At 40.7% G+C, this 14,980-nt stretch carries 12 protein-coding genes; 5 read left to right on the top strand and 7 right to left on the bottom strand.

The window, feature by feature from the left end; all coding sequences use genetic code 11:
• Positions 1 to 28 precede the first annotated feature (28 nt).
• Entirely contained in the window at positions 29 to 592 is a 564-nt protein-coding gene (locus ACKTT2_RS40910) for an ATP synthase subunit I (protein WP_407897304.1), read from the top strand.
• Positions 593 to 1,077: 485 nt separating this feature from the next.
• On the opposite strand, the gene ACKTT2_RS40905 is transcribed toward ACKTT2_RS40910, so the two are convergent.
• Positions 1,078 to 2,691, bottom strand: coding sequence for a serine/threonine-protein kinase (locus ACKTT2_RS40905; protein WP_407897302.1), 1,614 nt, complete (start codon positions 2,689 to 2,691; stop codon positions 1,078 to 1,080).
• 684 nt (positions 2,692 to 3,375) lie between these two features.
• On the bottom strand, positions 3,376 to 4,674 hold the full coding sequence (hemL, locus tag ACKTT2_RS40900; RefSeq protein WP_407897300.1) for a glutamate-1-semialdehyde 2,1-aminomutase: 1,299 nt from the start codon (positions 4,672 to 4,674) through the stop codon (positions 3,376 to 3,378).
• 104 nt (positions 4,675 to 4,778) lie between these two features.
• On the opposite strand from hemL, the gene ACKTT2_RS40895 reads away from it, so the two are divergent.
• Together ACKTT2_RS40895 and hisIE are read left to right on the top strand one after the other, a co-directional pair.
• Entirely contained in the window at positions 4,779 to 4,964 is a 186-nt protein-coding gene (locus ACKTT2_RS40895) for a ChaB family protein (RefSeq protein ID WP_407897298.1), read from the top strand.
• A 185-nt stretch (positions 4,965 to 5,149) separates the two neighbouring features.
• Positions 5,150 to 5,800, top strand: coding sequence for a bifunctional phosphoribosyl-AMP cyclohydrolase/phosphoribosyl-ATP diphosphatase HisIE (gene hisIE / locus ACKTT2_RS40890; RefSeq protein ID WP_407897296.1), 651 nt, complete (start codon positions 5,150 to 5,152; stop codon positions 5,798 to 5,800).
• An 82-nt stretch (positions 5,801 to 5,882) separates the two neighbouring features.
• On the opposite strand, the gene ACKTT2_RS40885 is transcribed toward hisIE, so the two are convergent.
• Positions 5,883 to 7,133: an MDR family MFS transporter gene (locus ACKTT2_RS40885; RefSeq protein WP_407897293.1), complete on the bottom strand. Its 1,251-nt coding sequence runs from the start codon at positions 7,131 to 7,133 to the stop codon at positions 5,883 to 5,885.
• A 633-nt stretch (positions 7,134 to 7,766) separates the two neighbouring features.
• Here ACKTT2_RS40885 and ACKTT2_RS40880 point away from each other — a divergent pair.
• The gene (locus ACKTT2_RS40880; RefSeq protein WP_407897291.1) at positions 7,767 to 7,964 is read left to right on the top strand and encodes a DUF2811 domain-containing protein; all 198 of its coding nucleotides are present in this window, start codon (positions 7,767 to 7,769) and stop codon (positions 7,962 to 7,964) included.
• Between the two features lie 353 nt (positions 7,965 to 8,317).
• On the opposite strand, the gene ACKTT2_RS40875 is transcribed toward ACKTT2_RS40880, so the two are convergent.
• The gene (locus ACKTT2_RS40875; RefSeq protein ID WP_407897289.1) at positions 8,318 to 9,034 is read right to left on the bottom strand and encodes a response regulator transcription factor; all 717 of its coding nucleotides are present in this window, start codon (positions 9,032 to 9,034) and stop codon (positions 8,318 to 8,320) included.
• Positions 9,035 to 9,726: 692 nt separating this feature from the next.
• Between ACKTT2_RS40875 and ACKTT2_RS40870 the strand changes: the two genes are divergently transcribed.
• Entirely contained in the window at positions 9,727 to 10,356 is a 630-nt protein-coding gene (locus ACKTT2_RS40870; protein ID WP_407897287.1) for a CPP1-like family protein, read from the top strand.
• Between the two features lie 68 nt (positions 10,357 to 10,424).
• Here the strand turns inward: ACKTT2_RS40870 and ACKTT2_RS40865 are convergent, their stop codons facing one another.
• The 3 genes from ACKTT2_RS40865 to ACKTT2_RS40855 form a co-directional block, all read right to left on the bottom strand.
• Positions 10,425 to 11,120 (bottom strand): HAD family hydrolase, encoded by a 696-nt coding sequence (locus ACKTT2_RS40865; RefSeq protein WP_407897285.1) that lies wholly within the window; start codon positions 11,118 to 11,120, stop codon positions 10,425 to 10,427.
• Positions 11,121 to 11,615: 495 nt separating this feature from the next.
• A complete protein-coding gene (locus ACKTT2_RS40860) occupies positions 11,616 to 13,013 on the bottom strand; it encodes an NYN domain-containing protein (protein WP_407897283.1) in 1,398 nt (465 codons plus the stop codon).
• A 117-nt stretch (positions 13,014 to 13,130) separates the two neighbouring features.
• A complete protein-coding gene (locus tag ACKTT2_RS40855) occupies positions 13,131 to 14,942 on the bottom strand; it encodes a two-component system response regulator (protein ID WP_407897281.1) in 1,812 nt (603 codons plus the stop codon).
• Positions 14,943 to 14,980: the final 38 nt, after the last annotated feature.

The raw sequence follows: 14,980 nt of genomic DNA, 5'->3' as shown, positions 1-14,980 counted from the left end.
AGTCCTTTATCCTACTCCCTACTTAATTATGTTAAGACTTCACAGCGCTATGCTAGAACGCTCTTCATTGATCGAGTTAGAGCAACTAGACTTAGAGGGCTTTTCTAATATCAATAGAATTCATACAGATAGGGCTGAGAAAAGCGATCGCATCATCTGTGAAGAAGTTAAACCAACACCAAAAATTGATGCAGAATCTCAAGCGGCTTCTAACGACACAACAGACACGGGTTCCTCAATGGTAGAGTTTTACAAACTCGTGCAAGAGTTACTGCTAATCACCCTTGCAATTATAGGAATTTCTTTTGGCTGTGTGTGGTTTTTTTATTCTGCTAACATTGCTCTAAACTATTTGATTGGGGCTTGTGCGGGACTACTTTACTTGAGGATGTTGGTTAAAGATGTAGAGCGATTAGGTTCAGAAAAAAAGCAACTTAGCAAAGCTCGCTTCGGGTTACTGATAGCGTTAAGTGTAATAGCAAGTCGGTTAGAACAATTGGAAATCTTGCCCATATTTTTGGGTTTTCTTACCTATAAAATCACAATCATGCTTTACGTAATTAGGACTTCTTTGCCGTCTTTCTCTCACTAAATTGCTATTTGAGATACCAGATATAGCAATCCTATTTGATTTGAAAAATATAGCAATTTTCACTTGAATGAAGTACAGATACATCCGCGTTCGTCCGCTACAGGTTGCGGTTCCATAACTTTTTTATGTATTGTACTCAATTGAAAACCGCTATATACGTAGTGGGTAGGGCTAAAGCCCACCACCAAGTCTTTTGGTGGGCTTTAGCCCTACCCTACATGATAGAAAATTGTTTATCAATGATTTAGGATTGCTATACCAGACTTCTCAAAAAAGTTTGGTATCTGAACAAAGAATATTGAAAGGGCGACAAACATCTTGTAAGCCTTAGTATGTATTAATTTGACCGAATTATGGTAATTCTTTTCTATATCTAGTTACTGTTCTAAAAAATATTGGCGACAGATAGTTGAGTAAAATTATGTCAAAGCGAGACTTTCTCAATCCAAAATCCACGCATCTAAAATCCACGCATGGGATTAGATTCATAACAAGCCTCTCCGACCATTAGGACGCACGGTCATCCAGTTTGTTTTTGCTAATGCCAATTGCTCGTCAGCAATTTTAGCCCCAGTTAAATTAGCTCCACACAGATTTGCTCCTCGAAGATTTGCTCCGTTGAGGTATGCGAAGCTAAGATCGGCTCCTCGAAGATCGGCTCCTTCTAAATCGGCATTATTAAGATATGCCTTTGTTAAATTGGAATCTTTAAGATTCGCTCGATTGAGGCTCGCTCTTCCAAAATCGCTACTGTTAAGATTAGCTCCTTGAAAATTCACATTTTGTAATTGAGAACTATGGAAATTAGTTCCTGATAAGTCAGCACCTTGTAAATTCAGCAGATTTAAATTGTACAGGGCAAAATCTCTTCTTCCTTTCATATAAGCTGTGAGTAAACCCTGAGTATCCAATCTACGGGGTGTTTGAGATTTATTGTCTCCAGAAGATCCGCTATGACTGCTAGCAAGAGTGCTAGACTTGACTGTCATTACTCTTTGTGTTGCGACTCCATTAACACCTGTACCTTCTGGTATTTTGGCTCTTCTAGCTCGAATGGCTGCTGCCATTTGTGCGACTCCTTGTCCTCCAGAAGTATGAGCAGAACGAACGTTAGACAAAACATTGGATTCTTCTAAATGGTTAGGGGAGCGCTCTTTTCCACCTGTTTGCCGCACCATCAGACCTTGTGCCAAACTATCTAGGTAAGGTTCGAGTGCCAATGCTCTCAGGACTTCCTCTGCTGTCTGGTATCGATTGCGAACTGATACTTCCAGCATCTTCCGTAGAACTTCGGTTAAGTGGTCGCTAATATAGACAAGTTTTTCCCACTGCATTTCGCCAGTTGTGGGATTGTAATCTATATCTTTGGGAGATTTGCCTGTTAATAAGTAAATACAGGTCACGCCAAGGGCGTAAATATCGCTGGCAAAGACGGGACGCATTGCCATTTGTTCTGGAGGTGCGAAACCAGGGGTGCCAATTGCATATGCCGTTAATGCGGTTTGTTCGGTTTGGTTTGTTAATGTTTGTACTTGATTTTTAACTGCACCAAAGTCGATCAGCACTAATCTACAATCTTGAGAACGACGAATGATATTTGCCGGTTTAATATCGCGGTGAATCACTTTTCGTTCGTGGATATATTGCAGTAACGGCAAAAGCTCGCTTAAAAACTGCTTAACTCCTGCTTCGCTATAAACTCCATTGCGTTTGATCTCTTGCTGTAAAGTTGGACCGTTAATATATTCCTGGACTAGGTAAAATTGTTCGCGGTCTTCAAAATAGTCCAGCAAACGGGGTACGTGGGGATGGTTACCAATCCTACCCAAAGTAACAGCTTCTCGCTCGAAAAGTTCCCGTGCCATTTGCAAGATATGGGGTGCTGTCCCTGAAGGACGTAGTTGCTTGATGACGCAACTTGGTTCTCCTGGTAAGGCTCGATCTTCAGCTAAAAAGGTTGCACCGAAACCACCCTGACCTAATGCTTTCATGATGCGATAGCGATCGCGCATTAGCAGTCGCGAGCCACAAGACTGACACCTGTCGCTATTTGCTAAATTTTCGGAATTGGAACACGTGGGATTTATGCAGTAGCTCATGTACAGTCAACTCGCTACACGAATGATGATGAGTGTTGAACTCTTATCCCATTATTAGGTTGAAAATGCTTTTTTGCCAGGTCATTTTCTCTAGATTTCTATTGAAGAGTTGCTAAAGTTCACCTCGTATTGCGTGAAGCAATCGTAAACCCCCGAATATCTACTAGTTCTAACTTAAGAAGCTATACACTATCTGTTGTTAAAGTAGATTTATTCACAATCGCAATGTCAAAATTCAAGATTTTGAAACCTCAATTATTCCTTTTAAAGGAAAGTTTTTATTTGAATTGCAAAATCCCTTTTTGCTATCTTTAAAAAAGACTGGCTATTTCCTTAAAATGAATATTTTTCTAATGATTTAAATACTTATGGTAGTCCTGCTTGCGAACTTGTTCTTTGGAACTACAGAGGACTCTGAGGCAAGAGGAAGGCGCTACCTTCTACTCCGTATAAATTAGTATAATCTTTTACTTTAGTTTTGGCAAGGCACTCGTAATATACGACTGCCGCCCCCCTACAATTGTTGGAAAGTCAGTTTCTAAACCGTTTTTGGTATAAACGATACATCTGGGCGAATTTACCCCCCTCTCGTTCCCAGGCTGAGCCTGGGAACGAGGGAGGGCGGAGCCTGGGAACGAGGAAAATTATGAATTATGAACGATAAAAAAATTCATAATTCGTAATTTACAGATTAGACATGACCTCACGGGCTGCTTGCAGTGTCTGCTCGATATCTTCTTCTGTGTGAGCGATGGAGGTAAACCCAGCCTCAAACTGAGATGGGGCTAAATAAACACCGTGCTCTAACATACCGCGATGGAAACGTCCAAACTTGGCTGTGTCAGACTTTTTCGCGTCCTCGTAGCTGTGAACTGGACCTGCGGTAAAGAACAAACCAAACATACCACTGATTTGACCGCCACAAGCTGCATGACCTGTTTCTTGGGCAACTTGTAACAAGCCGTTTGCTAATTTCTGGGTAATTCGATCGAGATACTCGTAAGTTCCTGGTTTTTGTAACAACTCCAGCGTTTTAATTCCAGCTGTCATTGCTAGAGGATTACCAGAGAGAGTTCCTGCTTGGTACATTGGACCTGCTGGAGCAACCATTGACATGATATCTCGGCGACCGCCATAAGCTCCTACAGGCAATCCACCACCGATAATTTTACCGAGTGTTGTCAAATCGGGGGTAATGCCGAATTTCTCTTGAGCACCGCCGTAAGCAATACGGAAGCCTGTCATCACTTCGTCAAATACCAACAATGCCCCGTGCTCGTTGGTCAGTTCCCGCAATCCTTCTAGAAAGCCAGCATCAGGGGTGATGAAACCAGCATTTCCAACAACTGGCTCTAATATCACGCCAGCAATTTCGTCGCGGTTTTCCTCCAAGAGGGCTTTGACTGCTTCTAAATCGTTAAAAGGCGCTGTGAGGGTGTTACTGGTAACTGATTTGGGAACTCCAGGAGAGTCGGGTAAACCCAATGTTGCTACACCAGAGCCAGCTTTTACTAAAAACATATCGGCATGACCGTGGTAACAACCCTCAAACTTGATAATTTTGTCACGTTTGGTAAAAGCTCGCATCAGCCGCAAAACGGCCATACAAGCTTCTGTACCGGAGTTAACAAATCTTACCATTTCAATGCTAGGAACAGCATCGATTACCATTTCTGCCAATACGTTTTCTAAAACGCTAGGCGCACCAAAGCTTGTACCCTTATCTAATGCTTCATGCAGTGCTGCAATGACTTCAGGGTGAGCATGTCCGCAAATGGCAGGTCCCCATGTTCCTACGTAGTCAATGTACTGGTTACCATCCACATCCCAAATATACGCACCTTTGACGCGATCGAAAACAATTGGCTGTCCACCCACGGATTTAAAAGCTCGAACGGGCGAATTGACCCCTCCCGGCATTAAATTTTGGGCAGATGCAAAGATTTCTTGTGATTTTGTAGTTTTAATTGTTGTATTTACCAAGGTTCTCACCTAACATTAGGAAACAACGCTCTATCCTAGGATAGGGGTAAACACTGTCTAGGACTACTATTGTAGTAAAATAACAGAACCAGGAAAATAACAATATGTTATATAAGTCCAATCAAGACTTACCTTTGGAAATTCGCACTCGTTTTTCTGAGGCGTACCAGGATCTGTACCGAGCTGCTTTTAACTCGGCGATCCATTGGTATGGTGAAGCACCAAAAGCTCACCAGGTCGCGTTGAGTGCAGTGAAAATACAATCGGCAATGCACAGGAGCATCGTTTGAACAGTGACCAGTGACCAGTGCCTAGTGACCAGTGATTAGGGATTCGTGAAAATGCAATCCTCAATTCACAGGAGCATCGTTATAAACCTAGGGAAAAAAGTCGTTGAGAAAAAACATACCAACTGCGCTGTTGAATGGTATGGTGAAGCCAGGAAATATATTTACCGAAGAGAAAAGCAGTTGGTATGTTGTCTTCTGATGTCAAGTCATTACACAATGCCATTCCTTTAGAAAATATACGCTATGACGAAAGAGGGTTAGTACCCGCCATTGTTCAGGACTATTTGGACGGCACTGTTCTCATGATGGCTTGGATGAATCAGCAGTCGTTACAGAAGACTCTAGAAAGTGGAGAAACTTGGTTTTGGAGTCGTTCTCGACAAGAATTTTGGCATAAGGGAGAAACTTCTGGGAATATACAGAAAGTAAAAAGCATTCGTTACGATTGTGATAGCGATGCATTATTAGTCGGTGTGGAGCAAATAGGGGATATTGCCTGTCACACTGGAGAACGTAGTTGCTTTCATCAAGTTCGTGAGGAAATCGTCCCACCTCCAGGGAGTACGCTGTCAGAAATTTTTTCTGTCATTTGCGATCGCCGAGACAATCCAAAAGAGGATTCCTATACCTGTAAGTTATTAGCAGGCGGTGATAACAAGATTTTGAAAAAAATAGGCGAAGAAAGTGCTGAGGTCGTGATGGCTTTTAAGGACGACGAATCAGATGCGATCGCATCTGAGGTTGCCGATCTGTTCTACCATACTCTTGTAGCATTAGCTCATCATAACGTTGATATAAAAGAAGTTTATCGCAAGTTACAAGAACGGCGGAAATAAGAAATTTTGGATTTTGGATTAACTAATTTTATATTTTAGATTTTGGTTGGAGTTCCTTCCCCTTGTCCCCAGTCCCCAGTCCCTATTCTCCAATCCCCATTCGCTCGAGGTACAGCAAAATAGCGATCGCAACGCCCGCAGTTAACGCTAATCCCAACCAGTAATAATTCACCACTATTTCATCTTGGTCTAACGCCCAACCACCTAAAGAAGGACCGATAGCATATCCAATTGCCCAACAAAGAGCACCAATAGCAAAATAAACTCCGCGTTGTGATTCAGGGGCTAATTCCGTGATTAAAGAGGAAGACGAAGGGGTATAAGAAACAATAGCAAGAGCAAAGACTCCCAATGCCAACGCTGCCCAAACTGAATGATGCGACGTAAAGATAGGCGTTGCCCAAATGAGAAGAAAACCGCTAGCCCACAATACTGTAGAAACAACGAGTGCTAGAGGATCGCTCAATCTTTTTAAGACATGGGCGACGGGTAACTGTCCCAGAATAACAACGCTCAAGTGCCAAGCGAACAGAGAACTGATAGTTGTTTCAGAAAATCCTTTTTCCAATGCTCCAGTAGGTACAAAATTTTTAAAGTAAATGGGAAGGGTGCTCTGTAATTGTGAAAAGTACGTTGTAAAAATTATGTTGACAGCTAGAAAAACACGGAAGCGACTATCTTGTAATGCGGTTAACCAAGATGCTAGGTGCGAATTTCCTTGAGAAATTGCCTTGGGTGCTTGATTTGTCTCTTGAATGGCAAAATAAATGACTACAAAAAAGACGATAAACGAGATAGCATCAATGACGAAAAGCAGGCGGTAGTTTCCTGTTGTCGCCACAATAACTCCTCCCAACACAATTCCCATACCCAAACCAAGATTGTCTGAAAGTCGAGTTAGAGCATAAGCTTCATGACGAGTTTCCGGGAGTGTAATATCCGCAACAACAGCTTCGTTAGCAGGCCAGTATAAACCTAAACCCATCCCCGCGATCGCATTACCAATTAACAGGGTAACAAAATCATAAGTTGTAGCCAACACCACAGAGCCAATTGCTGAAACAGCTGCAGCCAGCAACAAAGTGCGCCGTCGTCCCATATAGGGAGAGTCGGAAAAAGAACCGCTTAAGATTCGTCCAACAATGCCAGATAATGAAGCGCTACCTATAGCGATACCAACAGAGGTAGCCGACAAACCAACTTTGTTAACAAAGAAGATTGGGGCATAAAACAAAGTGAAGCCAGTACCAAATTCTAAGAGAAATCTTCCAACAGCTAAAATCCAGATTTGATGATTTAACTTTGGTAGAAGCCGCAATTTGTGTTTCTTCAAGGGATTGGGGATTGGGGATTGGAAATACCAGTGTTATACCGCCTTTAGTGGTGTAGGAACTTCTACCTTACGGTTAAAGTGATGACTTTATGACCAACTTATAAAATGCTACTGGTCACTGCTCACTGGTTACTGGTCAGGTGGTCACTGGTCAGGTGGTCACTGGTCAGGTGGTCACTGCTCACTGGTCAGGTGGTCACTGGTCAGGTGGTCACTGGTCAGGTGGTCACTGCTCACTGGTTACTGGTCACTGGTCACTGATAAATGTTTGTAATTCTTATCATTCATCCAAATTTTCCTCACTCATTCCACAAGGTTTCCACAGGTATTGTGTTGTTTTCCACAGAGGCTCGATGATGTTACGAGCTTTTGCTGTTCTATTGGGGATTTTTTATGTCCTCTGTTATCAGGCGGTGAAGACTGAGTTAATATTAAGAAACGTTACAAAAACTAGCTGCGAACCCTTATAATTAGGTAATCATTGATTTTTTATAAATGACTTCTTAACATTTTGCAGCATTGACAACCCTACCCCCTTTTAGAGCAAAATGGTTCGGCTTGCTCTTTTAGTCCTTTGAGTTGCTATGTAAATTTACCGCTCCGAAAAACCTATACAGAAAAGGAGAAAGTTTTATGAATACAACAGTTGGAATCTTTAGCGAAATTCCTGAAGCACTTCACGAATCCCTTAAAATTTATCTAGAAACACATCCTGATTGGGACCAAAACCGCGTTCTGACAGCAGCTCTGTCTTTGTTTTTACTTCAAAATGGAGAAAGCGATCGCCGTGCAGCCCGTGTTTACTTAGAAACCTTATTTCATCATTGTTAAATAAAACACCTTACTTGATTGTCAACAATCGTAGGGGCGCAAAGCCTTGCGCCCCTACAAATGCTATGAAACTATTCCGAAAAAGAACAGTTATTAGCCTTTTACAGTATATTTATAAAAACTTCGAGCGGTATGACGCGCCACTCGAAGTTTTTTCAAGCTATATATTTTGGAGAAAAAGATTGGCGAGTGGGGATTGGGAAACTTCCCCACTCGCCAGTCCCGAGTTTTTTAAGAGAGCGATAATTACAGCTAGGAGAGGTTAGCACATCAGGCTTTACTATGTTTCCCAAGAAAGTAGTTTTCATTCACTTTGTTTTGCTGCAGCTAACAATGGGCATGAATGAATGCTGTTAAACTTTTTCTCCTTGTTGGGGTTGAGTGGGGCATTCAAACTTATATCCAACACCTCGCACTGTTTGAATTAAAGCGGGTTGACTAGCATCAGCCTCAATTTTTTTGCGAATTTGACCTATGTGTACGTCTACAACCCGTTGGTCGCCGACATATTCGTAATCCCAAACCTCCTGAATAAGTTCAGCCCGCCGCCACACTCGACCTGGATGGCTGGCTAGGAAATGTAACAAATCAAACTCAAGAGCAGTTAGAGGTACGTGCATACTGTTAAGTGTAACTTCTCGTCGCACGGGGTCTATCATTAGCTTTTCAAATACCAGGCGTTTTTGTTCTGCCGTAGTTACGACACGCTGCCGCCTCAGAATGGCTGCAACCCTGACTTCTAGTTCTCCCAACCCAAATGGTTTGGTGAGGTAGTCGTCAGCCCCTTTTGAGAAACCACGAATTTTGTCAGCCTCATCAGCACGACTAGTCAGCATTAGCACAAAAACACCATTTCGGCTTTGCATCTCTTGGCAGAGGTTAAACCCGATTACGTCTGGTAAATTGACATCCAATATCACCAAATCTGGGTTAAATTGCTCAAAGAGCGCTAGGGCGGTTTTACCATCTTCGGCAGCTTCTACCTGATAGCTTTGTTTGATCAGGAAGCGTTGGATTAAATTCCGAACCGCAGGATCGTCGTCAACAACAAGAATCTTGGCAGGAGCCATGACCATCACTTTGCACAAAAAAAAATTTATAGGATTAACAGACGGATTCCGTAGATACTACGGTTTCCACTTTGAGAGTCATATGAATTTACAAGGCTAAGGCACTTATGCCCTGATTATTCAAATACTAGTGTAGTAATCAGGAATTTCAACAAAATAGAGCGCGAAGACTTTGGCAATGCCACCCTTGAACTGCTATGTAGGTTTCCGTGATTAACCTTGTGTCCTGTCAGCAGATGCTTTTAACCTTAGCCATGGCAAGTGGGTAGTCACCGGACACTCTGCTACCCTGATGCAGGAAAATTTAAAACATTCTTAATTTTAAATCGATATGTGGCTTTATGGCACAGCGGATTAGGAGGCTAATTATTTGAAACTCTATTATGGTACAGCTAAGTTGCCAAATATAAAAAAGAAAAGGTAGTTTTTCATCAAAAATGCTTTGAATGTACTTTTTGCTCAAATTCTAGAGTAAAGCCACAGTGAAGGAACGGCATGAGGGGATACACGGAGTTCTTTTCATGTGTTAAAGTATCTATAGTTAAAACTACTAGGTCAATGGAAGTTGCTCGTGCTAATATCCAAGCAGGTTATACGAATTAATCAAAGCATTCGTTTCAACCAACTTCAACTAACCGTAGTTTTTCTTTAACAAAAGATTGCTGCCGATTGAGGCTAAAGTCACAAACTGCATGAGCGAGCAAAATCCCTACGAAAAACTTGGGGTATCTGAGGAAGCTAGCTTCGATGAAATTCAGGATGTCCGCAGTCGCTTGCTGGAACAACACAGTGGCGATGCAAAGCGTCTAGAAGCTATAGAGGCAGCATATGATACGATTTTAATGGAACGCTTGAAAATGCGTCAGGAAGGCAAAATCAAAGTTCCAGAACGTATCCGATATCCAGAGAGGCTTGTACAAGCACCTCCTAAAGAAATTCAAAGCCAAGGCGAGCAGTCGCCTTTGTGGCTGCAAGCGATGTTAGATAAGCCAACGGCTCAGGAGATCGTTCTACCTGGAGTTTGGTATCTCGGTTTAAGTACTATTAGCGCGTTCTATCAAGCTGGAGGCGATCCAGTGTTGCAAATGACTCTGCTGGTAGGTATTGGTGTTTGTATTTACTTTCTCAGTCGCAAGGAAGGTAAGTTTGGTCGTTCTGTTCTCTTGACTCTTCTCGGTTTAATTCTGGGTTTGATAGCAGGAGGATTTCTTGCTGCTTGGATAGTACCGCAAATACAGCAATTTATTAATTTAAATCAAAATCAATTCTCTACGGTTGTAGCGTTCGTGTTGCTATGGCTTATTAGTAGTTTTTTAAAGTAGCTAAAAGTGGAAAACGGGCAATAAATGGTTTCTTATTATACCCATTGCCCAATTTCCAATTTCTCAAACTATGCTGGTTGGAGCACCTGCTCTAGGACTAAATTTACGGCAGAACTGAAATCTTTTACGATGAGATCTGGGTGGTAAAGTTTTTGCTGAGAGCGATCGCGAATACCACATTCCACTGCAATCGCCTTAATACCTTGCTTTTTGGCAGAAATGATATCGGCTTCTGTGTCTCCCACCATCCATGTATCAAATGCAGAGGGAAGTTCTCTCACAGCTCTTGCCATTAACAAAGGTTTATCATCAGTGTCCCGAGTTTTGATGTAGTCGTTGCTCAGACAGTAACAACGGTTTTCTGGGAAAAATCTCCCTAAATCGTATTTCTTAAAAGCATAGTTTAATTCCCGTTGACGACGCATTGTCATCACAACCAAGTCAATACCAGCCCTTTGAACTTTCGAGAGAGCCTCAACAGCACCAGGGGCTAAGGTATCGTACTCGAAATAAGGTTGGGTATGGACGGTTTTCTTTCGCAGTTGAGAAAATTCCTGTGCTTGCGCTTCATCAAGACCAGATATAACACCAATCTGCTTTTCCGGAACGCGCGATCGCTTCATTTGCCAAAACTCTGCTTTAGACAGTTCTCGTACCTCTTGTCCAGAACCTCGAATTTTCTGCAAACAGTATTGGTAAACCTTGTAGTAACGTTCGGAAACATCAATAATGGGGCCGTCAAAATCAGTGATAAGTCTTAACATTTCTTTTTAAAATAGAATATTTACTTACAGACTATCTCAATTGATGCTGTATTGTGGTTTTAAATATTTGATGAATATATTTTGAATTACTTATCGCTCCAGTTGAAAAGTCATCTTTTAAGAGGATGTTTGGAAAGTCTACTCTTGCATAAAGACCCCCTTAGCCCCCCTTTATAAGCTACGGTGTATACACATCTTTAGAGATCCCCCTAAATCCCCCTTAAAAAGGGGGACTTTAAGAATTTCCCCCCTTTTTAAGGGGGACTTTAAGAATTTCCCCCCCTTTTTAAGGCTACGGTGTATACACAAGTCTGAAATAATTAATAGACTGAAGTTTTAGCGTCAGTTTTACCCCACCCTAACCCGGACCGATGGATTGGTCCGGGAAATGGAAATCCAGTTTCCCCCCTTTATAAGGGGGGATTAAGGGGCGTAAGTTCAACTTGTGTGTACACCGTAGCCTTTTTAAGGGGGGTAGTGGGGGGATCGAAACTGCTAGAAGGCTATGTGGCAAACATTTCCTCTACTATCTAGTTTAAAAGAGCTAGATGACTGTATAAATTTTTTAAAGCTACCAGCTTGCAAGCGTTTAAGTGCCTTTGTAATTCCTTCATTGCAATGCTTATAAAATTCACTTGCTAAAGCTCCTTGAGAAACGTAACTTTTATTTGATTGACTTGTTAAATGTTTTATCAGATTTATCAAAGTTTGTTCTAATTCAGCAATAGAATTAATGCTAGATGAAGATGGATTGTTAATAAGATTTGTATCGCTTGACTTTTCACAAGCTTGTTTTGGCTCCTGTGGAAATTCAAATAAACTTATATAAAAGTTATTTTCATTAGATATTTGGTGTAAACTAAAAATTTGTGGATAATTTATAAAAATATCCTTAGCTGTTTTGTCTGAAAAATAAGTAGATACAACTTGATTGATAGATATTTTATATTTTTCTTGAAATTTTTGGTAAATTATATTATAATTAACCCAATAACTACTATTATGCTTTTGTTCTTCTTTGATTAACTCTTTAAGGGTATTAATAAATTTGTCAATAGAAGAAATTTTGGTATGAAATTGAGGAGAGTAAACTAAATTCGTCCCATTGTTTCTATTCAAAATTGTTATATTGTTACCATGCTTGCTAACTTGATAAACGGTTAACCCTTTTTGCTCTAGGAGATTACACAAGTTAGTCATCACTTTATCTGACGAACAAACGAACACTTCTTTAGTGTTTGGAAAACGCTCGTGAATTGCTGAACCAAAGGTTATCATTTTCCCATCAGCGTTGTCTTTACCCACAGGAACGTGGATCAAATCATAATTGCGCTCGTGAAGTTCGAGATCTAACTTACCCTTATTGCACCAGTTAGCAAAAGCTATTTTGATTTGAATGGGATAAGCACACACTGTTGTTAAAAATTTTTCCGTTTCCGTAGTGATTTGTAAATTTTCTGCATCTAGCAGTAAAACAGCTATGGGTTTCTCTTGATAAGAAGATACTACAGATATAGATGACGACAAAAGGTCTAAATTTTGTTTTGATTCTAAATGATTGATTTCTAGATTTACAAACTGAAATTGGCAAAGTTTTTCTAATAAAGTAATTAATAGGCTTGAATAAAAAGCTTGAGGAACGAATAGAGCTTTTAATAACTTCTGTAAATGCTCAAATTGAGCATCTCTATCTTGAGTTTTAGTCAGAACTTCTGTGATTTTTGCTGTTAACCTAGATTGATTGCGATCGCTATGCCAAGCAACGTTTCTATACTTCTGGGCTAGTAACTCTGGCTGTCGTTCTTGAATAGTAATAATTGTTTGGCAAAGACAAGCGCTCATTTCTTGTAATAAACTAAAATCGCAGCCAGTTGATAAAAACGTCTCTGGCATATTTTCCTCTATAAATACAGTAAGTCTTTTTGAAAAATGGTAAACTACCTCTGTTATACTGAGAAAAAAATTTTCTGAGATCGGTGAAATTGCGGGAATCTCTCAGTAGAAGCTCAGTCATTGCTCTGACAACCAATTTGGAGGAACTTGAAGTAGAAGCCTTGCAGATTTAGCATCTAAAGGAAGAGAGAAGAAATACCCCTGTGCAAATTCGCAACCCAATGTTTTAAGATGTTGTACCTGAAAAGACGTTTCTACACCTTCTGCTATTGCTTGTATTCCCAAACTATCTGACAGAGCAATAATTGCCCGAATAATTTCAGTATTTTGTCCGTCATTTTGAATGTAAGTAATAAAAGATCGATCTATCTTAAGGGTATCCACAGGAAAGCTTTGTAGGTAGCTCAGGGAAGAATAGCCCGTACCAAAATCATCAATACTTAAATGAATTTGTCGAGATTTTAATCGATCTAAAATATCTGCGGCAATTTCCGCATTACTCATCACGCCACTCTCAGTAATTTCTAGTTTGAGATCTTGATTATTTAGCCCTGTTTCCTGTAGGATAGTATCAATTTGTTGAATGAGATGTGTGCGGATAAGATGTTTGACGGAAAGATTAACACTTATCTTTATAGATTCGGCAATCAATCCTTCATCTTGCCAAAGACGAAGCTGACGGCAAGCTTCTCGCATAACCCACAAATCAATTTTTACAATTAACTCTGACTCTTCTGCAATAGGAATAAACCGATGGGGAGAAAGTAATCCTTGTTTTGGGTGTTGCCAGCGAACTAAAGCTTCAAAACACACTATGTTACCAGTTGTTAAAGAGACAATTGGCTGATAGAAAACCACAAGTTCATTCTGTTCTATAGCTTGCCGCAAATCGGTTTCAATTTCCAAACAATTTAAGGCACGGTGATGCATAGCAGCGTCAAAAACTTGATAACAACCCTTACCTATTTCTTTAGCTTGATACATGGCTGTATCGGCATCGCGAAGTAAATGTTCTGGTTGTTCGTAGTTCTTACTTCCCAACACAATTCCAATACTGACATTGCTAAAGAGATCGCTTTGACTGACTTTAAATGGAATTGTAAATTCTTGGAGAATTTGCTCTGCTACTGTAATGGCATCCTGGAGATTTTGAATATTTTCCAAAAGAATTGTGAACTCATCGCCGCCCAAGCGAGCTAGAGTACTACCTGGAGGAAGACATGATTCTATGCGACGAGCGACAGCAATCAGCAATCGATCGCCTATAAGATGCCCCAAGGAATCATTGACAATTTTAAAGCGATCGCAATCCAAAAACAAAACAGCAAATAAAAAATTTGGATGCTGCTGTACCTGTTCTATTATCTGTTGCAAACGTTCCATCAGCCAAGCACGATTTGGTAGTCTAGTCAAAGGATCGTGGAGTGCTAAATGAAGTAGTTTTTCCTGTAGTTTTTGGCGTTCCACAATCTCTCTTTCGAGTTGCATGGTACGTAAGCGAACTCGCTCTTCAAGTTCTACATTCAACGTCCGAATTTCTTGTCTCGCTGCTTGAAGATTGAGATGTGTCTTAATACGAGCAAGCAACTCTTCCAATTGAAATGGCTTGGTAACATAGTCTACACCTCCAACCTGAAATGCTTTCACTTTATCTATGACTTCATTAGCAGCACTTAAAAAAATGACTGGAATTTCGCGTGTATCTTTATCCATCTTGAGACGCTGACAAACTTCGTAACCATCTTCTCCTGGCATTCTAATGTCTAACAAGATTAAATTGGGGATCGCTGTTTGTGCCACGACCAGCGCCATAGCACCACTCGTAACGCTCCGTACTTTGTATCCCCGTTCCATCAATGTTGTTGACAAAAACCTTAAATTCTCTATAGTATCGTCAACAATAAGAATGTCACCTTTGCGTTCATCCATACGATCCACTGTTCCATATTAAAAAAAGTTTATGATTA

Source organism: Scytonema hankhaensis NUACC26 (assembly GCF_045865695.1).
GTDB lineage: Bacteria > Cyanobacteriota > Cyanobacteriia > Cyanobacteriales > Nostocaceae > Scytonema.
Note: the sequence above shows the minus strand (reverse complement) of the source record. Positions and strands in the feature narration are given on the sequence as shown.